Annotated in this window: 24 protein-coding genes; 17 read left to right on the forward strand and 7 right to left on the reverse strand. The window is 66.6% G+C overall.

The genetic code is table 11. The features are described from left to right. Positions 1 to 2: 2 nt before the first annotated feature. The 11 genes from FA702_RS21070 to FA702_RS21115 are packed head-to-tail and all read left to right on the forward strand — an operon-like array spanning position 3 to position 10377. On the forward strand, positions 3 to 1163 hold the full coding sequence (locus FA702_RS21070) for an acyl-CoA dehydrogenase family protein (protein WP_136958019.1): 1161 nt from the start codon (positions 3 to 5) through the stop codon (positions 1161 to 1163). A gap of 4 nt (positions 1164 to 1167) precedes the next feature. Then, on the forward strand, positions 1168 to 2202 hold the full coding sequence (locus FA702_RS21075) for an acyl-CoA dehydrogenase family protein (RefSeq protein WP_136958020.1): 1035 nt from the start codon (positions 1168 to 1170) through the stop codon (positions 2200 to 2202). Beyond that, complete coding sequence (locus tag FA702_RS21080) at positions 2189 to 3814, forward strand: class I adenylate-forming enzyme family protein (RefSeq protein WP_136958021.1); 1626 nt, start codon at positions 2189 to 2191, stop codon at positions 3812 to 3814. Before FA702_RS21075 ends, FA702_RS21080 begins: the two co-directional genes overlap by 14 nt. Further along, positions 3811 to 4608: an enoyl-CoA hydratase/isomerase family protein gene (locus FA702_RS21085; protein WP_168196181.1), complete on the forward strand. Its 798-nt coding sequence runs from the start codon at positions 3811 to 3813 to the stop codon at positions 4606 to 4608. The genes FA702_RS21080 and FA702_RS21085 overlap by 4 nt, the downstream gene beginning before the upstream one ends. A 4-nt stretch (positions 4609 to 4612) precedes the next feature. Further along, positions 4613 to 5770: an acetyl-CoA acetyltransferase gene (locus FA702_RS21090; RefSeq protein WP_136958023.1), complete on the forward strand. Its 1158-nt coding sequence runs from the start codon at positions 4613 to 4615 to the stop codon at positions 5768 to 5770. A 3-nt stretch (positions 5771 to 5773) separates the two neighbouring features. Then, positions 5774 to 6193, forward strand: a complete 420-nt coding sequence (locus FA702_RS21095) for a Zn-ribbon domain-containing OB-fold protein (RefSeq protein WP_136958024.1) — start codon at positions 5774 to 5776, stop codon at positions 6191 to 6193. A 2-nt stretch (positions 6194 to 6195) separates the two neighbouring features. Continuing rightward, positions 6196 to 7611, forward strand: a complete 1416-nt coding sequence (locus tag FA702_RS21100) for a phenylacetate--CoA ligase family protein (protein WP_136958025.1) — start codon at positions 6196 to 6198, stop codon at positions 7609 to 7611. A gap of 11 nt (positions 7612 to 7622) precedes the next feature. Then, positions 7623 to 7784 (forward strand): hypothetical protein, encoded by a 162-nt coding sequence (locus FA702_RS22935; protein ID WP_168196182.1) that lies wholly within the window; start codon positions 7623 to 7625, stop codon positions 7782 to 7784. Beyond that, positions 7781 to 8551: an SDR family NAD(P)-dependent oxidoreductase gene (locus FA702_RS21105; RefSeq protein ID WP_168196183.1), complete on the forward strand. Its 771-nt coding sequence runs from the start codon at positions 7781 to 7783 to the stop codon at positions 8549 to 8551. Before FA702_RS22935 ends, FA702_RS21105 begins: the two co-directional genes overlap by 4 nt. A gap of 15 nt (positions 8552 to 8566) precedes the next feature. Continuing rightward, positions 8567 to 9349, forward strand: a complete 783-nt coding sequence (locus FA702_RS21110; RefSeq protein WP_136958027.1) for an SDR family oxidoreductase — start codon at positions 8567 to 8569, stop codon at positions 9347 to 9349. A gap of 23 nt (positions 9350 to 9372) precedes the next feature. Next, on the forward strand, positions 9373 to 10377 hold the full coding sequence (locus FA702_RS21115) for a Rieske 2Fe-2S domain-containing protein (RefSeq protein ID WP_136958028.1): 1005 nt from the start codon (positions 9373 to 9375) through the stop codon (positions 10375 to 10377). Between the two features lie 104 nt (positions 10378 to 10481). On the opposite strand, the gene FA702_RS21120 is transcribed toward FA702_RS21115, so the two are convergent. Genes FA702_RS21120 through FA702_RS21135 form a run of 4 tightly spaced genes read right to left on the reverse strand, consistent with a single transcriptional unit; the run spans position 10482 to position 15517 of the window. Continuing rightward, a complete protein-coding gene (locus FA702_RS21120; RefSeq protein ID WP_136958029.1) occupies positions 10482 to 11348 on the reverse strand; it encodes a Coq4 family protein in 867 nt (288 codons plus the stop codon). A gap of 31 nt (positions 11349 to 11379) precedes the next feature. Then, positions 11380 to 13116 (reverse strand): amidohydrolase family protein, encoded by a 1737-nt coding sequence (locus FA702_RS21125; RefSeq protein WP_136958030.1) that lies wholly within the window; start codon positions 13114 to 13116, stop codon positions 11380 to 11382. Positions 13117 to 13172: 56 nt separating this feature from the next. Next, positions 13173 to 14315, reverse strand: a complete 1143-nt coding sequence (gene ribB / locus FA702_RS21130) for a 3,4-dihydroxy-2-butanone-4-phosphate synthase (protein ID WP_136958031.1) — start codon at positions 14313 to 14315, stop codon at positions 13173 to 13175. Next, positions 14315 to 15517 (reverse strand): acetyl-CoA C-acyltransferase, encoded by a 1203-nt coding sequence (locus FA702_RS21135; protein WP_136958032.1) that lies wholly within the window; start codon positions 15515 to 15517, stop codon positions 14315 to 14317. The genes ribB and FA702_RS21135 overlap by 1 nt, the downstream gene beginning before the upstream one ends. A gap of 279 nt (positions 15518 to 15796) precedes the next feature. Here FA702_RS21135 and FA702_RS21140 point away from each other — a divergent pair, with 279 nt between their 5' ends. Beyond that, a complete protein-coding gene (locus tag FA702_RS21140; RefSeq protein ID WP_125953632.1) occupies positions 15797 to 16927 on the forward strand; it encodes an LLM class flavin-dependent oxidoreductase in 1131 nt (376 codons plus the stop codon). Continuing rightward, on the forward strand, positions 16924 to 17685 hold the full coding sequence (locus tag FA702_RS21145; protein WP_168196184.1) for an SDR family oxidoreductase: 762 nt from the start codon (positions 16924 to 16926) through the stop codon (positions 17683 to 17685). Before FA702_RS21140 ends, FA702_RS21145 begins: the two co-directional genes overlap by 4 nt. A 27-nt stretch (positions 17686 to 17712) precedes the next feature. Here FA702_RS21145 and FA702_RS21150 read toward each other — a convergent pair whose 3' ends face one another. Next, complete coding sequence (locus FA702_RS21150; protein ID WP_136958034.1) at positions 17713 to 18633, reverse strand: dihydrodipicolinate synthase family protein; 921 nt, start codon at positions 18631 to 18633, stop codon at positions 17713 to 17715. 140 nt (positions 18634 to 18773) lie between these two features. On the opposite strand from FA702_RS21150, the gene FA702_RS21155 reads away from it, so the two are divergent. Next, positions 18774 to 19526 carry a FadR/GntR family transcriptional regulator gene (locus FA702_RS21155; protein ID WP_136958035.1) on the forward strand — a complete coding sequence of 251 codons (753 nt, stop codon included), beginning with the start codon at positions 18774 to 18776 and terminating at the stop codon, positions 19524 to 19526. 15 nt (positions 19527 to 19541) lie between these two features. Here FA702_RS21155 and FA702_RS21160 read toward each other — a convergent pair whose 3' ends face one another. After that, complete coding sequence (locus tag FA702_RS21160; RefSeq protein WP_136958036.1) at positions 19542 to 20120, reverse strand: nitroreductase family protein; 579 nt, start codon at positions 20118 to 20120, stop codon at positions 19542 to 19544. Between the two features lie 104 nt (positions 20121 to 20224). Here FA702_RS21160 and FA702_RS22940 point away from each other — a divergent pair, with 104 nt between their 5' ends. Continuing rightward, entirely contained in the window at positions 20225 to 20527 is a 303-nt protein-coding gene (locus FA702_RS22940; protein WP_168196185.1) for a hypothetical protein, read from the forward strand. A 52-nt stretch (positions 20528 to 20579) separates the two neighbouring features. Further along, positions 20580 to 21551: a LysR family transcriptional regulator gene (locus FA702_RS21165; protein ID WP_168196186.1), complete on the forward strand. Its 972-nt coding sequence runs from the start codon at positions 20580 to 20582 to the stop codon at positions 21549 to 21551. A gap of 7 nt (positions 21552 to 21558) precedes the next feature. On the opposite strand, the gene FA702_RS21170 is transcribed toward FA702_RS21165, so the two are convergent. Next, positions 21559 to 22500: an alpha/beta hydrolase gene (locus FA702_RS21170; protein ID WP_136958038.1), complete on the reverse strand. Its 942-nt coding sequence runs from the start codon at positions 22498 to 22500 to the stop codon at positions 21559 to 21561. A gap of 116 nt (positions 22501 to 22616) precedes the next feature. Between FA702_RS21170 and FA702_RS21175 the strand changes: the two genes are divergently transcribed. Further along, positions 22617 to 24371, forward strand: a complete 1755-nt coding sequence (locus FA702_RS21175; RefSeq protein WP_136958039.1) for an acyl-CoA dehydrogenase — start codon at positions 22617 to 22619, stop codon at positions 24369 to 24371. The last annotated feature ends 7 nt before the right edge of the window (positions 24372 to 24378 follow it).

The following is a 24378-nucleotide window of genomic DNA, read 5'->3' on the forward strand; positions in this document are numbered from 1 at the left end:
CCATGGACATTCGCTATACGCCCGAGGAGCAGGCCTTCCGCGTCGAAGTGCGGCGCTGGATGGCGGCGCATGTTCCCGCGCAACCGCTTCCCGATTTCGATTCCACGCGCGAAGGCTTCGAAGCGCATCGCCAGTGGGAGCGCACGCTGCACGCGGGCGGCTGGGGCATGGTCACCTGGCCGGTCGAATATGGCGGGCGCGGGCTCGACCTGATCCGCTGGCTGATCTTCGAGGAGGAATATTATCGCGCGGGTGCTCCGGGGCGGGTCAACCAGAACGGCATCTTCCTGCTAGGCCCGACGCTGATCGAATACGGCACGCCCGAGCAGAAGGCCCGGTTCCTGCCGGCAATGGCGGCGGGCGACCATATCTGGGCGCAGGCCTGGTCCGAGCCGGGCGCGGGCAGCGACTTGGCCGGCGTGCGTTCTACCGCCGTTCGCGATGGCGATGATTACGTCCTGTCTGGTCACAAGATTTGGTCCTCGCGCGCGGTCCATGCGGACTGGGCGTTCGGCCTTTTCCGCGCGCCGGGCAGCGAGCGGCACAAGGGGTTGTCGCTGATCCTGTTCCCGCTCGATGCGGCGGGCGTCACCGTGCGGCCGATCCAGCGCCTCGACGGAAAGCCCGTCTTCGCCGAGCTGTTCCTCGATAACGTGCGCGTGCCCGTTGCGAACCGCCTGGGCGACGAAGGGCAGGGCTGGGCGGTGTGCATGTCCACCGCCGGGTTCGAGCGCGGGCTGATGCTGCGCAGCCCGGCGCGATTCCAGGTTGCGGCGGCGAAGCTGGTCGATCTGTACCGCGCGCGCGCTGGCGCGGCCGATCCGGCGTTGGGTGCCGCGGTGGCGCAGGCGTGGATGGACGCCGATGCCTATGCGCTGTCGATCTATGCCACCGCCAGCCGGCTGATGGCCGGCGGGACGATCGGGCCGGAAACCAGCACCAACAAGATATTCTGGTCCGAGTTGGATCTCGACCTGCACAAGACCGCGCTGGCGTTGCTCGGTGCCGAGGCGGAACTGACCGCCGCCGCGCCCGATGCTTCCGCCGATGTGGGCGACTGGCTCGACGGTTACATCTTCTCGCTGGCCGGTCCGATCTATGCTGGCGCCAACGAAATCCAGCGCAACATCATCGCCGAGCGGATGCTCGGCCTACCGAGGTGATGGCATGGACTTCCGCCTGACCGACGAACAGACGATGCTGGCCGAAGCCGTCGGCGCTTTGCTGCACGATTGCTGCAGCGGCGCGGACTTGCGCCGATTGCTGGAAAGTGGCGCGGCGCGCGATGCCGGGCGCTGGGCGCAGATCGAGGCGATGGGCCTGCCGCTGATGCTCGCGCCGGAAGCGCGCGGCGGCAGCGGGCTGGGGATGGTCGAGATGGCGCTGGTCGCGATCGCCTGCGGCCATGCCGCGCTGCCCGAACCGCTGGTGGAGCACGCGGGCATCGCCGTGCCGGCGCTGGTGGCGGCCGGGCGCGACGTTCCGGCGGGCACCGTTGCGGTCGGCCATCCGGTTAACCCGTTCGTCGCCGATGCCGATACCGCCGAAGCGCTGTTGCTGGCGGATGGGGATGCGATGCATCTGGTGCCGCGTGCTGCGGTAACGCTGGTGCGGCAGGACAGCATCGATCCCTTCCGCCGCCTGTTCCGCGTGGACTGGAAGCCCGCGCCCGCAACGCGCACCGGTGGCGCCGCGCTGTGGGAGGCGGCATTGGAGCGGGGTGCGCTGTTGGCGGCGGCGCAATTGCTGGGCTTGGCGCAGCGCGCGGTCGATATTTCCGTGGCCTATACGAAGGAGCGTCAGCAATTCGGCAAGCCGATCGGGTCGTTCCAGGCGGTGAAGCACCATCTGGCGTCGGCGCAGGTGAAGATAGAATTTGCGCGGCCGGTGGTGCTGGCGGCGGCGGCGCTGCCCGCTTCGTCGCTCGCCCGCGCCCGGGTCAGCCATGCCAAGCTTGCCGCGCAGGCCGCCGCAGACGCGGCCAGCCATGCCGCCGTACAGGTCCACGGGGCGATGGGCTATTCGTGGGAGGTCGACGTGCATTTCGTGCTCAAGCGGGCGCTGGCGCTGGGGCAGGCGTGGGGCACGCCTGGCTTTCACCGCGCGCGCGTGGCTGAGCACATGCTTTCCGCGCCGCTGGGTCCGGATCGTACCTTCGACGCGGTACCGCTGCAGCAGGAGGCGCGCAGTGAAGCCGCTTGAGATCGCCCGCTCGTTGCGCGCCGATCCGGATGATGCCGCGCGCTATCGCGCTGCCGGCTGGTGGAGCGACCGGACGCTGTCCGCCCGCATCGCCGAACTCGCCGCGACGCGGCCCGATGCTGTCGCTTGGATCACTCCGGAAGGCCACTGCACTTGGCGCGCCTATGATCGCGCGGCGACGCGGATCGCCGCGCTGATCGCCGGACGCGGCCTGGCGCCCGGCGCGCGCGTCGCGGTGCTGTTGCCCGATGGACCGGCGGTCCACGCCGCGCTGCTTGGCGTCGAGCGCGCTGGCATGGTTGCGGTCGGCATCGGCGCGCGCGCGGGCGTGGCCGAGGTGGCGCACCTGCTCAAGCGCACCGGTGCCACGCTGCTGATCGCGCACGCGCGCCAGCGCGATCGCTCGCTGGAAGAACTGGTTGCTGCGGTGCGCGGACAGGGTGCGCCGCTTGCCGACACACTGGTGTTGCCCGATCTGATTGCCGAACCCGGCTGGTGCGACGGCCCCGTTGCCGATCACGCGCCGTTCCCGGTCGGCGATCCCGACACGCTGTTTCTCATCAATTCCACTTCCGGTACCACTGGCATGCCCAAATGCGTGATGCACACGCAGAACCGGTGGTTCTATTTCCACCGCCTTGCGGCCGAAGCGGGACGGTTCGGGGACGGCGAGGTGTTCCTCGGGGCTGTTCCGATGCCGTTCGGCTTCGGCCTGTGGACGTCGCATTTCTCGCCCGCCGCGCTGGGATGCTCCACGGTGGTATTGCCGAAGTTCGATGCTGGCACAGCGCTCGACATGATTGCGCGCGAGCGGGTGACGGTGCTGTGCTGTGTGTCCACCCAGTTCATCATGCTGCTGAACGAACAGGCGGAACGTCCGCGCGATCTCTCGTCGCTCAAGTGCATGTTCACCGGTGGCGAGGCGGTCCCTTATCGGCGCGCGGCGGAGTTCGAGGACGTGACCGGCGCCGCCGTGCTGCAGTTCTATGGCTCGAACGAGACCGGCGCGCTCAGCCACACCACCGCCGCCGACACGCGCGACCGCCGCCTTACCACCGCCGGCCAGGTCATCCCCGAGATGGGCGTGCGTCTGTTCGATCCCGCCACCGGTGCGGAGGTGGAAGGACGCGGACAGCCAGCCTGCAAGGGGCCGGCCACCTGCCTCGGCTACTGGGACGACGACGAGGCGAATGCCAGGCTGTTCACCCCGGACGGCTGGATGCTCATGGGCGACATCGTCGAGGTCGATGGCGACGGCTATCTGCGCGTTGTTGGCCGCACGTCCGAATTCATCATTCGCGGCGGCAAGAACCTGTCCGCGCCCGCGATCGAGGCGGAGGTGGCGACGCACCCCGCGGTGGCCCTGGTTGCCGCCGTCCCGGCGCCCGACCCGGTGTTCGGTGAGCGCGTGTGCATCTATGTCGCCCCGCGCCCCGGGCAGACGGTGGCGCTGGAAGAGATCACCGCGCACCTCGCGAAACGCGGCGTCTCGCGCGAATGGTTCCCCGAATATCTCGTCCTGATGGACGACCTGCCGCGCTCGTCGGGCGGCAAGGTCGCCAAGGGCGAACTCGCCGCCGATGCGAAGAAGCGCTGGGCGGTGCCGGCATGACATACCAGAACATCAAACTCGCCCTGGAAGGCCGCATCGCCCGCGTCACGCTGGCGCGGCCGGACAAGCTCAACCCGCTCGATTGGTCCACGGTCAAGGAACTGAAGGCCGTAGTTGCGCGGATCGAGGCCGAGCCGGGCATCGATTTCGTGCTGCTGACCGGCGAGGGACGCAGCTTTTCGGCTGGCGGCGATCTTGACGGGTATGTCCGGCTCTATCGTGATCCGCCCGCGTTTCAGGCGTTTCTCGACGATTTCCACGCGATGCTGACCGGCATCGAGCAGGCGCGGGCGGTGTGGATCGCGGCGGTCAACGGAGTCTGTGTCGCGGGCGGGATCGAACTGCTGCTCGCCTGCGACATGGCGATCGCGGCGGAAAGCGCGAGGATCGGCGACGGGCATCTGAACTTCGGCCAGTTGCCCGGCGCCGGTGGGTCGCAGCGGCTGCCCCGCGCGATCGGCCTGCTGCGGGCGAAGCACCTGATGTTGACCGGCGAACTGCTGGATGCGCGGACAAGCGAGGCGTGGGGGCTGGTCACGAAAGTCGTGCCCGACGCCGACCTTCTCGCCGAGGCCGAAACGTGGATCGCGGGCATGGCGACCAAGAGTGCGGTTGGCCTCGCCGGCGCCAAGCGCCTCGCCAACATGACGCTCGATACGCCCTACGAGGAAGGCCTGCGGCAGGAGATCGCGTTCGTCCACCGCTACGCCACCACCGAACCCGACGCCACCGAGGGCCTCATGGCCTTCAAGGAGAAACGTGCGCCAAACTTTGGCGCGCGGAAGGAAGACTGACCACATGTACAAGTTGCGCGACAAGTATGCGATCGCCGGGATCGGCAACACCGAATACAGCAAGTTCTCCGGCCGCACGGTGCGAAGCCTTGCGACCGAAGCCTGCCTCAAGGCGATCGAGGACGCCGGGCTGACCGTCGGCGATATCGACGGCATCGTCAGCTTCAACTTCAACGACAGCGCGCCCGCGATCGGCGTCGCCACCGAGATGGGCATCGAGAACGCCGGCTATGCGGTCGACTATGCCGCTGGGGGAAACGGCGCGAACCTGATCACGCTGGCCGCCACCGCCGCGATCGAGGCGGGGCTGGCCAAGAATGTAGTCTGCTTCCGCGCGATGAACGGCCGTTCGGGCTTCCGCCTCGGCGGCGGACGCGACATGTCGGCCTACGGCGTCACCCAATACACAGCCCCGCTGGGCTGGATTACGTATCCGCAGGCGATGGCGATGTGGGCGCGGCGCCACATGATCGACTACGGCACCACCGAGGAACACTGGGCCGAGATTGCCACCACCTTCCGCGCCAACGCGGTGCGGAACGAGCGCGCGATGCAGCGCACGCCGATGAGCAAGGACGATTACTACAACTCGCGCTTCATCGTCGATCCGTTCCGGATGTACGACATCTGCCTGGAAAGCGACGGTGCCTGCGCGGTGGTCATCACCGCGGCCGAACACGCGCGCGATCTGCGGCACAAGCCGGTCTATATCATGGGCGGCGCCTACGGCGGCGGACCGACGCAGGGCGACGACCTGTTCGACGCGATCCGCTGGCCCAGCCATTCGCACAACTGCTTCAAGTACCTGGCCCATGATCTGTGGGGCAGCGCCGGCATCGGTCCGAAGGACGTCGATGTTGCCGAAATCTATGACTGCTTCACCTACAGCGTGCTGATGGCGCTGGAAGGCCTGGGCTTCTGCAAGGAAGGCGAAGGCGGCCCGTTCGTGATGGACGGCCGCATCGCCCCGGGTGGCGAACTGCCGCTCAATACCCACGGCGGCCTGCTGTCTGAGGCCTATATCCACGGCTTCAACCACGTGACCGAGGCGGTCGAGCAGCTGCGCGGCACGGCCGGCGTGCGCCAGGTGGAAGGCGCGGAGATCGCACTCACCACCGCTGGGGCGATGACCTGCGGCAGCGCCATGATCCTGAGGAACTGATCGATGTTTCAACCCACTGCCTATGCCAAGCCGCTGCCGGTTCCCGATCCCGAAAGCACGCCGTTCTGGGACGGGATGCGCGAAGGCCATCTGATGCTCCAGCGTTCGTCGGCCGGCGAATATCTGTTCCCGCCGGTGACGTTCAGCCCCGGATCGCTCGAACGCCCGGAATGGGTGGAGGCAAGCGGCAAGGGCACGGTGTTCAGCTGGATCGTGGTGCGCCATCCGGTCCCGCGCGACGTCTATGCCGACGAGGTGCCCTACGTCGTTGCGCTGATCGCGCTCGAAGAAGGCTGCCGCATGACCGGCAACCTGGTGGATATCGCGCCGGAGGATGTGCGCGCCGGAATGCCGGTCGAGATCGTCTACAACCGCGTCACGCCGGAGATCACGCTGCCGGCGTTCCGCCCGGCGAAGGGGTAACCATGGCTTCGCCCGCGATCGACGATCCCTTCGCCGCCTCGCCGCTGCTGCGCCGCTTCGCGCAGGCCACGCGCGCGGACCTGGAAGCCTACCAGCTTCGCAAGGTTCAGGCGCTGTGCGAACGGCTCTATGCCAACAGCGCCTATTATCGCGCCAGGATGGATGCGGGTGGGCTGCAGGGTGGCGTCGTCGACAGCCTTGACCGGTTCTCGAAGGCGTTTGCCTCTTCGGCCAAGGCGGATTTCCTCGAGGACCAGCAGGCCGCGCCGCCGTTCGGTACGCGGCTCGGCGTCGATCGCGCGGATGTCGTGCATATCAGCATGACCAGCGGCACCTCGGGACAGGGCCAGGAAATCTATGGCCGCACCCAGCGCGACGTGCACATGCTGGGCTATCTCCATGCGCTGCCGTGGTTCATGGCTGGGCTGCGCCAGGGCGATACCGCGATCAACTGCGTGCCGGCGGGCGGCATGACCACCGGGGGCTGGGGGCCGGGCGAGGCAATCCGCATCCTGGGCGCCACCGGCTTCCACGTCGGCGGCAACACCTCCACCGATGCCAAGATCGACCTGATGCTGAAGCTCGGTGGGCTCCGGTTCATCTATGCCTCGACCAACTATCTCCACACGCTGACCGAGGCACTGCTGGCACGTGGGATCACTCCGCGCGAGGCATTTCCGGGAATGCACGGCCTGTTCATCGCCGCAGAAGGCTATCCGCTGGAATGGGCGGCCAAGATCGAGGAACACTGGGGCTGCCGGTTGCAGGAAGGCTATGGCTCCACGCAGCTCAACGGGTTCGGCGGGTCGACGGCGTCTGCCGGGGTGTTCCGCAGCGGCTCTGCTTCTGGGGGCGAGCGCGGGCTAATCCGCCTGTTCGAATGGGAGCATCTGGTCGAGATCGTCGATCCCGCCACGGGTTTGCCGGTGAAGCCCGGCGAACAGGGCGAGATGGTCGTCACCAACCTGTCGGTCGAGGGCAGCCCGGTGGTGCGCTTCCGCACCGGCGACGCGGCGCGCTTCGTGCCCTGGCAGGAATGCGGCGGCGGCGCGTGGAACGCGATCGAATGCGGCACGATCGGCCGGTTCGACGACATGATGAAGATCCGCGGCAACAACGTCTGGCCGACGATGTTCGACGCGGCGGTTTTCGCGCACCCGGAAGTGGGCGAATACAAGGGTCGTGTCTACACCCGCGACGGCAAGACCGAGGTGGAGGTGAAGATCGCCGTGGCCGACCACCAGACGGGTCTTTCCGCCGACGAGCGCAAGCGGCTGCTCCAGTCGGTGCGCAACGCGATCAAGGAGCGCAGCAACATGTGGGTCGACGTATGCGAGGTGCCGCGCGCCGAGTTCCAGGGCTTTGCCTACAAGGCGCGCCGCTGGACCGACGAACGGCAGGACGGATACCGGCTGTGACGGAGGGCGCGATGGCCGACCGGGACGAGGACGGCGCGCTGCTGGCGCAAATGTTGGCGCTGGCCGACCGGCTGGCCCAGAGCGAGGACGCATTGCTCAAGGGGCAGTACGCCTATTTGCGCGCGCGGGTGGCGGCGCTGATCGAGCTGCAATCGTTCGGCGAGGCGGTGTGAGCGGCTTCGCGCGCTTTTCGCTGGAAGGGCGGGTTGCGGTCGTCACCGGCGGCGGTGGCGGGCTGGGATCGGCCGGTGCGCTGGCGCTGGCCGAATGCGGCGCGGACGTGGTGCTGGTGGCCCGCAACCGTGCGAGGCTGGAAGAATCGGCTGCCGCCGTGGAGGCGGCTGGTCGCCGGGCGATCGTGATCGAGGCGGACGTCGCCGACGCGCGGGCGATGGTCGATGCCGCGGCCGAAGCCGAAGCCGCGCTCGGCCGTGTGGACGTGCTGTTCAACAACGCGGGCATCACCAACCCGCAAGCGGTGCTGGACGTCTCGCCCGAGGATTTCTTGCGCGTGCAGGAAGTCAACATCGCCGGTGCGTTTCATGCCGTGCGCGCCTTCGCGCCGGCTATGCTGGCGCGCGGCTTCGGCCGGATCATCAACATGGGATCGATCCTGTCGGGTCGGGGCATGGCCAACCGTGGCGCCTACTGCGCATCCAAGGCCGGGCTCGCCAATTTCGGCGCGGCCTGTGCGTTCGAGTTCGGCGGCCGGGGCGTCACTGTCAACACGCTGGGGGCGACGGTGATCGTCACCGATCTCAACCGCGAACTCGTGCGCACCCAGCCCGAACTCTATGCCCGCGTGGTCGATCGCACCCCGCTTGGCCGCCTGGGAGAGGTCGAGGACCTGATGGGCGCGCTGATCTTCCTTGCCTCGCCCGCATCGGGCTTCGTCACCGGACAGACGCTGTTTGTCGATGGTGGCTACACTGCTGGCTGAAAACCGAAGGATACCATGTCGACACCGCTCAAGACCCTGTTCGATCTCACGGGCCGCACCGCGCTTGTCACCGGCGGTTCGCGCGGGCTCGGACTCACGATGGCCGAGGCGCTCGGCGAGTTCGGCGCGCGGGTGATCGTTACCGCGCGCAAACAGGCCGAACTGGACAAGGCCGTAGCGCACCTCTCCGCCCTTGGCATCGCGGCCAGCGCGATCGCCGCCGACGTCGGCAAGCCCGAAGCGGCGCAGCAGATCGTCGATGCGGTCAAGGCGGATGGTGGACGGATCGACATCCTCGTCAACAACGCCGGAACCTCGTGGGGATCGAAGACCGAGGAGATGCCCCTCGATGCATGGAACAAGCTGCTGGCGGTCAATCTCACCGGTCCATTCCTGCTGGCGCAGGCCGTCGCGCGCGAATTCATGCTGCCGGCGGGCTGGGGGCGGATCGTCAACATCGCCTCGGTCGAAGGGTTGCTTGGGCACCATCCGCGCATGATTGGCACGATTGCCTACAACGCCAGCAAGGGCGGCCTGATCAACTTCACGCGCGCGCTGGCGGCGGAATGGGGCGGGCGCGGCGTGACCGTCAACGCGCTGGCGCCGGGCTACTTCCCGTCCAAGCTGACCGGCTACGTGCTCGACAAGCATGGCGAGGAATTGCGCCACGATACGCCCAGCGGCCGGCTCGGCTGCGACGACGACCTCAAGGGCGCGACACTGCTGCTGGCGTCCGACGCCGGGGCACACATCACCGGGCAGGTGTTGCCCGTCGATGGCGGCGCATCGATTATCTGAACGCAAAACGTGGGGAGGTTACGATGAATGCACCCAGTCGTTTCGGCACGCGCTATCCGTTTCATCCCTATCCGACAGGGTGGTTCAGCGTGGGTTTCGCGGAGGATCTGGAGCCGGGAGACGTCCGGCCCCTGCGCTATTTCGGCAAGGATCTGGTCTTGTTTCGCACGCAGGGCGGCGAGGTGGCGGTGACCGATGCGCATTGCCCGCATCTGGGCGCGCATCTCGGCTATGAAAGCTGGGTGGAGGGCGAGACGCTGGTCTGCCCGTTCCACCAGTGGCGCTACGATACCGGTGGCAAGTGCGTTAGCGTGCCGTTCTCCCGCACGGTACCCCCGCGCGCGAAAGTGCGCAAGTGGCCGACGCTGGAGCGCGGCGGCATGATTTTCATCTGGCACGACCTCGAAGACCGCGAGCCTGCGTGGGAACTGCCCGCGTTCGACGAAAGCCGCCGCATTCCCGATGCGGGCTTTCGCAAGCTGCACGACGATTTCGGATCGGCACACCCGCAGGACGTGTTCGAGAACGGCGTCGATTTCGCGCATTTCCCCGGCGTCCATTCCACCGGCCGCGCGGTCAGCAACGGCGCGATCCGCGCCGACGGCGTCCGCTTCTTCAGCCCGGTGCGCATCCTCCCCGCGGGATACGACGGACCGGTGGAAGGCGTGGACGTCGGTTCGACGGTTGATTCCGAAGTGATCGGCGGCGGTCTTTCGCGCGTGGAGAGCCGCACGCCGCACGCACCGGGCATTGTCACAGTGTACTATGTCTCGGTGACACCGGTGGATGCCAATCTCAGCCATTACTATGTCCACCAGTTCTTCCTGCGTGACGACGATTGCCCGATGACGGAAGAGCAAATCGCGGCGTTCACGGCGCTGGCGGCCGAGCACGGCCTCAAGGAGCAGTGGAGCGACGGCAAGATCTGGCCGTTCAAGGCCTATGTCGAACAGCCGCTGCTGAGCGCGGTGGACGGGCCGATCCTCAAGTATCGCGACTGGTACAAGCAGTTCCACCCGGCTGTGTGACCAGCGCATTGGGGCGGGCGCGTGCAGGGCGCGCCCGCCTTTTTTGTGCGCAAAAAAAGGCGGGGATCGCTCCCCGCCGCTTCCCCAATACACTCGGGATTGCTCTATTCCGCCGCTTCCGCCTGGGGCTCCGGCTCGGGCTCGAAGGTCGGCACCTGCTCGCTCCAGTAGGCGGATTCGCGCGAGGTATCGATCGTGCGCGCACCGCGCACGCCGAACTTGCGGCGCGCTTCTTCCAGCGGCAGGTCCAGCCATTCCTCGTAGCGCGGCAGGAACAGGGCGTCGGATTGCTCGCCCACCTTCATCGCATAGTGCGCCAGGTCGAACATCCGCAGCGTCAGTTCGGGATAGTGCAGCGGCCCGCGCATGAACATCGGGATCGTCAGCAACGTGTTCTGCACGTTGAGCAGCCCGGCCAGTTCTGGCCCGAAGTGGCGGAACAGGTTCCCGTATTTGAGGAACGCCGGCATGATCTCGCCGATCCCGTCGAACCCGCCGCCCGAGAGGATGTGCATGATGTCATGCGTCTGTACGCCGCGCAGGAAGAAGTACTCGAAGCCCGATCGCGGCTCGAACGTGGGGATGATGTCCACTTCCATGCCCGCGCCGACCAGCCATTGGTACCAGATGCCGCCGACCGAGCCTTCCGGGCACGATTTCATGTCCTCGCGCGTCAGCCGCGCCAGCCAGCGATCGTCGAGCCACTTGTCGAATTCCGGCCAGGTTCGCCGGGCTTCGTTGAACAGGTCCTCGATGCGGCCGTGGTCCTGCACCTCGCGCACCGCCTCTATCAGCGAGGGGATGCCATACGTGACGGGGTAGTCGCGGCCATTGCGCTTGAGGCACTGCGTGGTGACCCATTCGCGGATGCGGGGGTCGTTGAGATACTTCGACGAGCTGATCAGCACACTGCTCGTTGTCTCCACCTTCTGCCGCCCGCGCTGGAGATAGGGCAGTTCTTCTTCGTTCATCCTCTCGACCTCCTGATGCGGGGCGCGACGGTCATGCTGCCGCGACCGCGATTTTCTGGATGGCGGGGCCGACGAACTCGCCGGGAAGTTCCCCGGTAAACGCGCCGTTCTCGAATGTCGGCACGCCGTTGACGAGCGTGAGGCGCATCGGTGCGGCATCGCGGGTGAACCGCCAGGTAAAGCCGCCCTTGCCGTCCGGCACGTCGAACACGCGCCGCAGGGGGCGGGCCTCGATCTCGTCGAGGTGGAACACCGCGATGTCGGCCCGATAGCCGGGCTTGAGCACGCCGCGGTCGCTGAAATTGAAATGTTCTGCCTGCTTGCCCGTCTGCGCATGGATCGCCTCTTCCAGCGTCAGTTCCTTGTCGCGGAAGAAGCGCGTGATGAGCAGGATGTTCTCGCCGCCGCCGCACAGCATTTGCCCGTGGGCGCCGGCGTCGGAAATGTTGGCCACGGTCTGGCTCATCCGGATGAGATCGACCGTCTTGTCGAAGTGCATGGCGTGCGGCACGCGGTTGACGATCGACCCGACCCCGTTCGCCAGCACCCAGTCGGCCAGCGCGTCGGACGGGTGCTTGCCCGTCTGTTCGGCCAGGTCCTTCAGACTCAGCCCAAGCGGGCCGGCGCCGGTTTCTGAATCCATCAGCAACATCATGTGCGGATTCGCCACGAGCGACTGGCGGAAGGCCTTGTTGTCCCAGCTGTCACGGGCGCGGGCGCGGAAGTTCTCGTCCTGGAGCAGCGCGATCTTTTCCTCGGTTGTCGGGGCCTGAACGATCTCGTGCCACACGTATTCGTTGGCCTGCGCGAACGAGGAACTGCTGAAGAAGTTGAGCGCCGTGGTGGGCGGAACGTGGGCAAAGCTCGGCCAGAAATCGAGCCCTTCCTGGCGTTGTTGCTCGGAAATCTCCCACATCCGGTCGCGGATCGAATCCTGGAAATGCAGCAGGCCGGCTGCGCCCGCCATCTGCACGCGCACGCCCAGCCCCCGGCACAGGTTGCCGAGCCGCTCCATCTGTTCGGGCGCCTTCAGCTTGAAGAAGGTATCCAGAATGACCTGCAACTGGCTGCCCGGGCGGCTGGCGAGCACGCCGATCAGCGCGGTCCATTCGGCATCGTCGGCGACAAGGCTCGGCACCGGACGATCCTTGCTGTCATGGTCCATCAGGTTGGACGACATGCCCAGCGCACCGGCATCGATGGCATCTTCCAGCAGCGCGCACATCTTGCGGATTTCGTCGGGAGTCGCCGCGCGATCCCAAGCGTCCATGCCCATCACGGCAAGGCGGATGGCGATGTGCCCGGCATAGCCGGCGATGTTCGTGGAAACCTTGCACTTCGCCTGCATCGAGGCGCGGTATTCGGACCAGGTGCTCCAGTCCCAGGGCAGGATGTCCAGGAACGGCTTTTCGGCGACTTCCTCGAAGAACGAGAAGATCTTGACCATTTCCATCCGAATTTCGGGATCGGCGTGGACGGGCGCGGCGGTAAAGCCGCAGTTGCCGATGACCACGGTGGACACGCCATAGCCGGGCAGCGGATCGAGATCGGGCTGCCACCACATCACCGCGTCCATGTGGGTATGCGGCTCGATGAACCCGGGGGATACAATGCAATCCTTCGCATCGACCACACGTTCGCCGGCAGCATCCGCCAGTCCGGGCGCGATCTCCGCGATGAAGCCATCCTTCACGCGAACGTCAGCAGCATAGGCTGGTGCGCCAGTGCCATCGACGACGGTTCCCCCCTTGATCAGAATATCGGTCATGCGCCTCTCCTGTCTTTGAAATCTGATAAGGCCATATTATAGCTAACATTGCAATGTTAGATGTCGTCGGTCAGAGGCCGTTGGTCGACGATTTCGATCCCGTAGCCATCCAGCCCGATGAAGCTGGTCTCGCTGTTGCTGAGCAGCACGATGCGGTGGATGCCGAGATCGGTGAGTACTTGCGCGCCGATCCCGTATTCCCGCACGGCGACATGCCGGCCAGCGCTTTCCTCGCGCCCCGCTTCGCGTGCGCGGATGATGCAGCCAACCAGATCGGGCGCGGGCGAACTGAGCACGATGACCACGCCGCTGCCTTCCTGCGCGATCCGTTCCATCGCGCGTTCCAGAAGGCCCGAGCGGGGGTCGTCCTCTGCCAGCAGATCCGCAAGCGGCGAATGGACATGCATCCGCGTCAGCACCGGGCTATCCTGATCGACGGTGCCCTTGACCAGCGCGACGATTTCCGCGCCGGTCACGGTGTTGCGATAGGACATGATCCGCCAGTCGCCCGAATGCTTGCTGCGGAACGGCATTTCCGCGCGGCGTTCGACCAGATGGTCGTGCCGACGGCGATAGGCGATGAGATCGCGGATCGTCCCGATCTTGAGACCGTGGTCCTGCGCATAGGGAATAAGGTCGTCGAGCCGGGCCATCGTCCCGTCCTCGTTGAGAATCTCGCAGATGACGCCCGATGGGTTGAGGCCCGCCAGCCGGGCGACATCGACTGCCGCTTCCGTATGCCCGGCGCGCACCAGCACGCCGCCATCGCGCGCCACCAGTGGAAAGACATGCCCCGGCGTGACGATGTCCGCGCGTGTCCGGGCCGCGTCGATCGCCACCGCGATGGTGCGGGCGCGGTCCGCTGCCGAAATGCCTGTGGTCACGCCGTCGCGCGCTTCGATCGAGACCGTGAAAGCGGTTTCGAACGGCGATCCGTTGCGGCGGCTCATCGGCTCCAGGCCAAGCTGTTCCGACCGGTCCCGCGTCATCGCCAGGCACACGAGGCCGCGCCCGTACCGCGCCATGAAATTGATCGCGTCGGGCGTCGCCATTTGCGCGGGGATGACGAGATCGCCTTCGTTCTCGCGATCCTCGTCATCGACCAGAATGAACATCCGGCCGTTGCGTGCTTCGTTGATGATTTCCTCGGGCGTCGCCAGGAAGCGATGGCGCAGCGCTATCGGAGCCAGCGCGGTCATCACAGCACCTCGAACAGTCCGGCGGCGCCCATGCCGCCGCCGACGCACATCGTGATCACGACATAGCGCACACCTCGCCGCTTTCCCTCGATCAGCGCGTGCCCGACCATGCGCGCGCCCGACATGCCGAACGGGTGCCCGATGGAAATTGCGCCGCCATCGACGTTGAGGCGGTCGTCGGGAATGCCGAGCCTGTCACGGCATGGCAGCACTTGCGCGGCGAACGCTTCGTTCAGTTCCCACAGGCCGATATCGTCGATCGTCAGGCCATGTTGCGCCAGCAGCCTGGGCACCGCATGGATCGGTCCGATGCCCATTTCCTCGGGCGGGCAGCCCGCCACGGCCATGCCGCGATACGCGCCCAGCGGCGTCAGCCCCTCGCGCGCGGCAACCCCCGCTTCGACCAGCACGCACGCGGCGGCACCATCGGACAGCTGGCTGGCGTTGCCAGCAGTGATGAACTGGCCAGGCCCCTTCAGTTCGCCGCCGGTCCAGACCGGTTTTAAGCTGGAGAGGCCGTCAAGCGTGGTTTCGGCGCGGGGACCTTCGTCGCGGTCGAGCGTGACGGTGCGTTCGCTCTGCTCGCCGGTGGTCTTGTCGGTCACGATCATGCGCGTGGCCAGCGGCGCCAGCTCCGCGTCGTAGCGTCCGGCGGCGTAGGCGGCCGCGGTCCGCTGCTGGCTTTGCAAGGCATAGGCGTCTTGCGCCTCGCGGCTGATGCCATAGCGTTCCGAGACGACTTCTGCGGTTTCGATCATCGCCATGTACATGTGCGGGCTGTGCGCCAGAACCGCTTCGGACTGCGCGCGATAGCCGTTTTTGTGCGCGTTCTGCGTCAGGCTGATCGATTCGACACCGCCGCCCACCACCACATCCATGCCGTCGTGCATGATCTGCTTCGCGGCGGTGGCGATCGCCATCAGCCCCGACGCGCACTGGCGATCCAGCGACATGCCGGCGGCGCTGTCGGGCAGGTCCGCCGCCGCCGCCGTCAGCCGGCCGATGTTGTAGCCCTGCGTCCCCTGCTGCGCGGCGCAGCCCATGATCACGTCTTCCACGCGCGCCGGATCGAGCCCCGCCCGCCGCACCGCTTCGGCCACGGCATGGCCCGACAGCAACGGGGCCTCGGCGTTGTTGTAGGCGCCGCGATAGGCCTTCCCGATCGGAGTCCGGGCGGTGGAGACGACAAGGGCTTCGCGCATGGGGTTCCTTCTCCGCAGATCTGGCCGCTTTCATCGTGGCCTGTCGGGGACGGCGTTATCCGGGCGGGATGCGGCGCTCTATTGCCATTGGATCATCAAGGCCGTCGCTGTGCGGCATCGACGGGCGGCATCGACCCGTCGCGGCTGCGATCGCAAACCGGCAAGGTTCGGGCGCAGCGATGCCCGCACGCTAACTCTCGCGCCGCCAAACGGCATTTGAAAGGCGGGTGCCTCACGCCGAGTTACGGAAACGGAACTGGGAGCCTGAGAGAAACAACAATGCGATTCTCGCTGATTTTTGAAGCTCAGATCGTCGATGCTTCGCCACGCGGCGAGAAGCAGGTGTTCGACGAACTGGTCGAACAGGCCTTGTTGGCGGAACAGCTGGGCTTCGACGTGGTATGGAGCGTGGAGCATACCTCGCTTACGCACTATGCCCACATGAGCGCGCCGGAGACGTTCCTGGCCTATATCGCCGGGCGGACGTCGCGCATCGGCATCGGGCACGGGGTGGTGTGTCTCATGCCTGCCATGAATCATCCGATCAAGGTCGCCGAACGGGTCGCGACGCTGGATATCCTCTCAAAGGGCCGCGTGCATTTCGGGGTCGGCAAGGGCGGAAGCCAGCAGGAAGCGGGCGCTTACGGTTATGACCTCAAGGCGCTGCAGCCACTGATCGACGAGGCTATGTACCTGATTCCGCGCATGTTCGTGGAAGACGAGGTCGAACACAACGGCCCGCATATCAGTATTCCGCCGCGCCCGATCCATCCCAAGCCGTTTCAGGAACCGCACCCTCCGATGTACCTGGCGTGCACCAACATGGATACGCTGGCGCGCGCCGGCCAGCGCGGCATGGGCGCGCTGGTGCTGGGGTTCGGCGGACCGGAAGAGGTGGCGACCAAGAACAAGGTTTATCGCGATGCCTGGGCGACGCGTCTGCCCGAGGACCAGGTGGGTTACCGTCCCATCCAGCACCTTGCGGCGCTGTGCCCCACCATCGTGCTGGACGATGCGGAGGAGGCACGCCGGATCGGCATTCGTGGCCAGCGCTATTTCTATGAATCGCTCAACTACTGGTACGGCGGCGGCCCGAAGCCGGAACCCGAAACCTGGGGCGACCAGCTTGTCGAGGAAGGCACCGACACGATCATCACCACCAAGCTCGCCTCCGAGACGCTGACCATGGACTTGCGCCCGGACGAAGGCGGACGCCGTCCGAGCGGCGGCATCCTGAATGCCAGGAACGCCTATGGCAGCGTGGCCGATTGCATCAACTACGTGGAGCAACTCGCGGCTGCCGGCGCCGACGAGATCCTGTTCATGACCAACATGGGCACCGTGCCGCAATGGGCGCAGCTGGAAACGCTGCGCAAGATCGGCACCCATGTGATCCCGCACTTCCGGTGACGATAGCCACATCGGGCCGCACCGCCGTCGTGACCGGGGCCGCATCGGGCATCGGCGCGGCGCTGGCGCGGCATGCGGCAAGGCAGGGCATGGCCGTGGCCGCATGCGACCGCGATGCCCACGGCCTTGTGCGCCTGGAGGCGGACCTCGATGCGGCCGGCATCGCGCATTGCCTGCGCGTGGTGGATGTCACGAAAGCGGATGAACTGGCTTCGTTCGCGGCGGAGTGCGTGGAACTCCTGCCCCCCACTGCGCTGCTGTTCGTCAACGCCGGCGTGTTGCGCGGGGGCGGCGTGCTGTATATGCCGGCCGCCGACTGGCGGCTGCTGTTCGACATTAACGTGCTGGGGGCCATCGGCACGTTGCAGGCCTTCGTGCCGGCCATGGTGGCGCATGGGCACGGGGGCCAGGTCGTCGTGACCGGATCGACCGGATCGATGGTCGTCGCGCCGGACCTTGCCGCCTATTGCGCGACAAAGCACGCGCTGTGGCCGGTGACCGAGGCGCTGGACGCCGAATTGCAGGGCACCGGCGTCGGCGTTTCCCTGCTCATGCCCGGCGCGGTCGCCACGCCCATCTTCGATGCCGTGGACCCCGACCGTGCGCCGCCGGCGGATTCCATCACGCCCGAAGCCGCCGCCGTGATCGCCTTCGACGGGGCAAGGGCGCGGCGGGCGAAGATCTTGACCCATCCCGGCTACGTGGACCGGGCGGCACGGCGTTTTGAAGCAAGCCTGGCCGACCTGCGCGGGGAATAGCGCCGCCGCGCAAGCGGGCCAGCCCGATTACCAGCCCTCGATCTCGGCAAGGCCGACCTCCTCCACGACCGCCAGCGCCTTGGCAAAGGCATCCGGTTCGACCGGCAGGCGCGGTGCGCGCGGATAGCCTCCGGCAAGGCCGAAGTGGTTGAGCAGGGCCTTGGTCACGCGAATCCCGCCGTTGCCATAGAGCGCCATGAACAACCGCATCAGCTTGCCCCAGCGTTCGAGGAACGCCGCATTGTCGCCCGCTTGCGCCGCCGCGATCACGCTGGCGCACAGGTGCGGCGCAATATTGCCTTCCGAGGACAGGTAGCCCTGGCCGCCGAGCGCGAGCACCAGCGGCGCCTGGTGCGGGCCTCCCACGCAGATGTCGATCCGATCGCCCAGCGCATCGACCAGCGCGCGGAGGTAGCCGGGATCCTGGTGGCTAACGTTCAGGCCGATCAGGTGCGGATACTTGGCGAACAGGTCGATAATGACCGGCGCGGGGATCACGTAACCCACCGACTGGTGCGTGGACAGGACAGCGGGAACCGATGTGTTGGCCAGCACTTCACTGAAATAGGCGTCGAGCTCGCGCGGGGTGGGGACATGGCCGTGCCCCACGTCCAGCGAATAGACCTGCGCGGCATCGACGCCGGCACCCTGTGCCATGTCCAGAAAGGCGATCATCTGGCGGGCAGTGCGTGGCTCCACCCCCATGGCGCGGACCGGAGCCTTGCCCTTCAGTTCCTCGACCGCGATGGTCAGCAGGCGTCCCGTTTCTTCCGGCGACAAGGTATAGCCCTCGCCGCTGCCGCCGCCGCCGACATAGACGCCAACGCCCGCATCGCCCAGCTTGCGCAGGTGCCGGCGAAGCGCCGCTTCATCGATCGCGCCATCTTCGGTGAACGGCGTTATGCTGATCGTGAAGGTCTGGAGGCGGGACGCATCGGCTTTCATCATTCTCTCCTTGAAATGCGGGGCCTTGAAATAGGGGGGAGACCGGCTGGACTTGCAAAGATTTAGCACAAGCGTAATGCAGGGCCTTTCCGATTGGCCTAACGGGGGTACCTAGGTTGAGCTTGAAGACGGAGAAGCGCCGCTTGCGTCAGCCTCGCGTCGCAGAAATCGTGGCATCGAGCTTGCGGTCGCGCATTCTCTCCGGCGCGCTGGCGGATGGTGACATGCTCCCCAAGCAGGAGGAGCTGCTGGCCGAATTCGGCGTCAGCCCCCCCTGCATTCGCGAGGCATTTCGCATTCTCGAAACCGAAGGGCTGGTTACGGTGATCCGCGGCAATGTGGGGGGCGCCATTGTGCATGTGCCCCACCCCGGTACGGCGGCCTACATGCTCGGCTTGGTGTTGCAGTCGCGATCGGTTTCCCTGCTCGATCTGCTGAACGGCATGCGACTGCTGGAGCCCGCCTGCGCGGCCGAAGCGGCGCTCAGGCCCGATCGGGCGACGAGCGTGCTGCCCCGGCTTCGGGCGAATATCGACGCCAGCGCCGCCGCGATCGACGATCCGGCCGCCTTCATCGGCCTTGCGCGCGCGTTCCATTCCGAGCTGGTCAACAACTGCGGCAACGAGACGATGAGTCTGGTCGTCGGCGCGCTCGAAAAGCTCTGGACCGCGCAAGTCGAAACCCTGGCGGTGGACCGGTCGGTCCATGGCACGTTTGCCGACCGGGCGCTGCGCCTGTCGTTGCTGAGCGAACACGAGCGTATCTACCGGGCGATCGAGGAAGGCGACGCGACGACCGCCGAACGCGCTATCCGCGAGCATTTCTCGGGCGGAGGCGAACGACGGCACGGCTTCGATACCTCGGTAACGGTCAAGGCGGACACGTTGCGGTACTGATCGCGCATGGGGCTGCTACGCTTCGAGCCACCGCGTCACGTCGGCCGCGGATGCGCGGGGACGCTCCGGGGCTGGTTCCACCACGCTGCCCACCAGGATGACGCCTGCAACCTTTTGGTTTTCCTCCAGGCCAAGCAGGGCCGTCGCCTGCTCGTCATAGGCGTGCCAGCCCGTGAGCCATTGCGCGCCATATCCGAGCGCGTGCGCGCCGTTGACGACGTTCATGCAGACCGCGCCGGCCGACAGCACCTGCTCCCATTCCGGCACCTTGTGCCCCGGGATTGCCGCCGAGACGACCACGACCACGAGCGGCGCTGAAACGAGCTTGCGGGTGCTGACGCGCGTCTTCCCCGCATCCGGCCGCTGATCGGCGAGTTCCAGAAGGCGGTCCACCCAGAGGCGCTTGGCCTCGCCCGCGATCAGGATCAGCCGCCAGGGGCTGAGCCGGCCGTGGTCGGGGACGCGAAGGGCGATTTCGACGATCTTGTCGATCTCCTTGCTGCTCGGCCCGGGTGCGACGAGCGCATCCGGCAGCGGCGAACGGCGGGTGGCGAGTGTTTCCGCGCATGTCCGCGTCTCGGCGATGGTCGCCATGGGTCCGATTTCTCCCTCGGTTTGCGGCTGTTGCCGCTTGGTGTTTGACTCTCTAGTCGATTCCTTTATCATTTAAAAGATAGCACATAAAGGAGAGCCTGGCTATGCAAGCCATGCCGCTGCGCTTTGAAGATGTCCGCCTGGGAGAGGCGGTGAGTTTCGACGGTGCTTTTGCCGGAGACGGACCACTGGCACAGCGCGTGTGCGACATGGTCCGGCGCTGGTCGGGTACGCCAAGCGCCTCGCTGGTTTCGGCCCATGGCCTGGACGATGGTTTTGCCCCGGAACGGCTGGCGGGCAGGGTCATGGCGCGCCATCTGGATGGCACCAACAACGCGGATGTCGAAATCATCCTGCAAGCGCGGAACGCAAGCGCAAGGGCGGTGGTCCGTGTGGCGCTCGGCTGACGTGGGCAACCATGCCTGTTCAAGCCAGGCGGAACCGGGCATAGCTGCGCCCATGTCGACGTCGCTTCCCCCCAGCGTGCCGCGCGAGGTGGCCACTCTGCGCACGTTACGTATCGCCAAGCACTTCCCGTTCTTTCTTGCCGTTGCCGAGGAGCAGAATCTCCATCGCGCGGCCGAGCGACTCAACATCGCGCAATCGGCCCTGTCGCGCCGCATCGCCGATCTTGAGCGCGAACTGGGCAATATCGAGCTGTTCGAGCGGCAGGCACGCGGCGTGGCGATAACGCGCGCCGGGCAGGTGCTGGCACAGGACGTGCGGCGTATCCTGCTGCAGATCGAGGAAGCCCGGCGTAATACGCGCCGCATCGCGGAGGGCGATTCAGGTCTTGTGCGCGTGGCGTTTTCGGAAGCCATGCTGCGCCGTCCTGTGCTGCCGGTGGTGCTGCGGGAATTCCGTTCGCTGTACCCCGAAGTAGAATTGCGCGCGTTTCCGCTGACCTCTGATGCGCAGCGCAACCGTCTGCTCGCCGACGAGATCGACGTTGCCTTCGTGATCGACGAAGCGAGCGACGTGGAACAGTTCGAGCGCCTGTCGGTGGGCGTGGACCACTTCGTCCTTGCCTTGCCGGACGATCACCCGCTTGCGTCGCTGGATGCCGTCACGCTCAGCGATATCGCGGCCGAGCCGCTGCTATGGCCGGCGAGGCACACTTCGCCACGGCTGTTCGATCGCATGATCGCGGCGTTCGATGCGCGGGGCGTTTCGCCGAATATCGTAGTGGAAGTGTCCGCGGTCGATATCGCCTATGAGCTTGCTTCGGCCCGCATCGGCCTTGGCATCATCACCGCCGCGCGGGCGGATCGCACGCCGCCGGGCATCGTGCTGCGCTCCATCACGGACCTCGACCTGCCCTTGCCGATCAGCATGCTGTGGGCGAAAGGGAACGGATCGCGGGTGATCGAACGCTTTATCGATCTGGTGCGTCGAAGCCTGGCGGACGAAGCGGGGCCGGCGGGAAGCTGACCCCCGTTCAGGGCAGGGCGAGCCTGCTGGCGATCAGCGCGCCAAGCTCCCGTACCTCGGCGTTGGCGGCGCTGAGCAGGTCCACCAGCGTGAAAAAGCCGTGCGCCATGCCGGGATGATCGCGCAGGGTGACCTTTACGCCCGCGTCGCGCAGCGCGGCGGCGTAGCACGCGCCTTCGTCGTGCAGCGGATCGCAACCGCCCACAACGATGATCGCCTCGGGCAAACCGGCAAAGTCGCTTGCGGCAAGTGGCGCCGCTTCGGGCATGTGGCGCATCTCCGGCGGCACGTGCTGGTCCCAGAACCACCGCATGTCTTCGCGGGAGATCAGGTAATCGCCCTGGCCGAACGCGGTATAGGAATCGCGCGTGAAATCGGCGGACAGCACCGGATAGAGCAACACTTGCAAAGCGATCGGCGGCCCACCCCTGTAGCGCGCGCGCAACGCCAGGGCGGCGGCGAGATTGCCGCCCGCGCTATCGCCCATGACCGCCAGCGGCATGCCTTCGCCCAGCGCTTCCAACACCGCCCAGCAATCGTCAAGCGGCTGGGGAAAGGGGTGTTCGGGCGCCAGCCGGTAATCGATGCTCACCACCTCGGCGCCGCTCTCGTGCGCCAGTTGGCGGCACACGGGATCGAAGCCGTCCAGCGTGCCGAAGACCCAGCCTCCGCCATGCATGTACAGGATTCGTCCGCCGTTCCCTTGCTCCGGCCGATAGTGCCGCACCGGCACCGTTCCGTGCGGCCCTGGCACGCTGGCGTCGTGCACTGTCACGTTTTGCGCGCCCCGCGCGGGCGGCAGGGCAGCCTGCGACTGGGCAAAGGCGCGGCGGGCATCGTCGGGCGTTCCGGCCGAGAATCCCGGAAGGCCCAGCGCGTTGCGCCGGTCGAGAATGGCCTGCATTTCCGGATCGAGCGGTCCCATCGTCATCTCCCTGAGTCCGGCCATTTCCGGCTGATAGGTGCGTGACGGCAATTGCCGGATTGCGATACCTCCGATCCGCCTTCGATATTCGACGTCCTGTTTCGTTGTGGCCTAGGACGTGAGACCAGATTGGGAGCGGCATGAGTGATATTCTGATTGCGCGGGAGGAACTGGATTTCCTGTTGTGGGAGTGGCTCGGCCTCGACCGGGTGCTCGCCGAATCCGATGATGGCGGGATCGACCGGGAAAGCGCGGGTGCGATCCTCGACCTTTCGGCCAAGCTGGCCGCGAACGGCTTCCTTCCCCACTACAAGCTGTCCGACAACCGCGAACCGGAACTGACCGCTTCCGGCGTCAGGGCGCTGCCGGAAATCGGCGCGGCCTTGCGCGAATATGCCGAACTGGGCCTGTTTTCCGCCAGCTTACCGCCCGACCGGGGCGGGATGGGGCTGCCCGCCCTGCTCGCCAACGCATCCTTCGCGCAGTTTCTGGCCGCCAATGTCGCCACGGCCGCCTATCCCATGCTCACGACCGCCAATGCCCGCCTGCTGCTGGCGTTCGGCACCGAGGCGCAGATCGAGGCATTCGCCCTGCCGCAGATCGCGGGGCGGTGGTTCGGCACGATGTGTCTGTCCGAACCGCAGGCCGGTTCGAATTTGGCCGACGTCGCAACCCGGGCGGTGCCGGACGGGCAGGACGCGCTGGGCACGCGCTACAGGCTTTCCGGCAACAAGATGTGGATTTCGGGCGGGGATCACGACCTCTCGGAAAACATCGTCCACCTGGTGCTGGCGCGGACGGTGGATGACTGTGGAGAACAGGCTGCGGGTACCAAGGGCCTGTCGCTGTTCGTGGTGCCGAAGATCCTGCCTTCGGGCGATCGCAACGATATTGCGGTGGCCGGGCTCAATCACAAGATGGGTTATCGCGGCACCACGAATTGCCTGCTGAACTTCGGCGAACGCGAGGGCGCGATCGGCTGGATCGTGGGCGCGCCCGGCCAGGGCCTGCCCCAGATGTTCAAGATGATGAACGAGGCGCGGATCGGCGTGGCGCTGGGTGCGGCGGCGCTGGGCTATCGCGGCTGGCGCCATGCGGTGCAGTATGCGGGCGAGCGCTTGCAGGGGCGCCCGCCGGGAACCGCGCCGGGCAAGTCGCTGCCCATCGTCGGCCACCCCGACGTGCGCGCGATGCTGCTGGCGGGCAAATGCTATGCCGAAGGTGCGCTGGCGCTGGTGCTGTACTGCGCCCGGCTGGTGGATGAAGAGTCGCACGATCCCGATGCGGCCGTGCTGCTGGGATTGCTGACGCCGATCGCCAAGACCTGGGCGTCGGAATATGGCCTGGCGGCCAACGACATCGCCATCCAGGTGCATGGCGGATACGGCTATGCGCGCGATTTCGATGTCGAGCAGCTGTGGCGCGACAATCGGCTCAACCCGATCCACGAAGGCACGACCGGCATTCAGGGGCTGGATCTGGCCGGCCGGAAACTAAAGGACGCCGCTGCCCTTGCGCTGTTGCGGGGGCGTATCGACCAGACCGTTGCCAAGGCAGCGCAGGAGCCGGAACTGGCCGGTCTGGGCCGTAGGCTGGCCAAAGCCTGGGACCGGCTCGGCATGGCGGCGGAGGTCTTGCGGGCATCGGAGCCAGACGTGCTGGCATCCAACGCTACCGCCTTGCTGCGGGCATTCGGGCACGGCGTGGCCGGCTGGCAATGGCTGGACCGCGCGCTGCTATGTGCTGGGGCAGGTGAGGATGCCCCGTTCCGTGCAGGCAAGGTCTGGGCCTGCCAATACTTTTTCGAACGCGAGATGCCGAAAATCGAGGTGTGGATCGCGCCGCTGCTGGCCGGCAGCGCATTGCCCGCGGCGATACCGGCGGCTTGCCTGTAATCATGGG

The sequence above is a fragment of the Novosphingobium sp. EMRT-2 genome (genome assembly GCF_005145025.1).
Taxonomy (GTDB): Bacteria; Pseudomonadota; Alphaproteobacteria; order Sphingomonadales; family Sphingomonadaceae; genus Novosphingobium.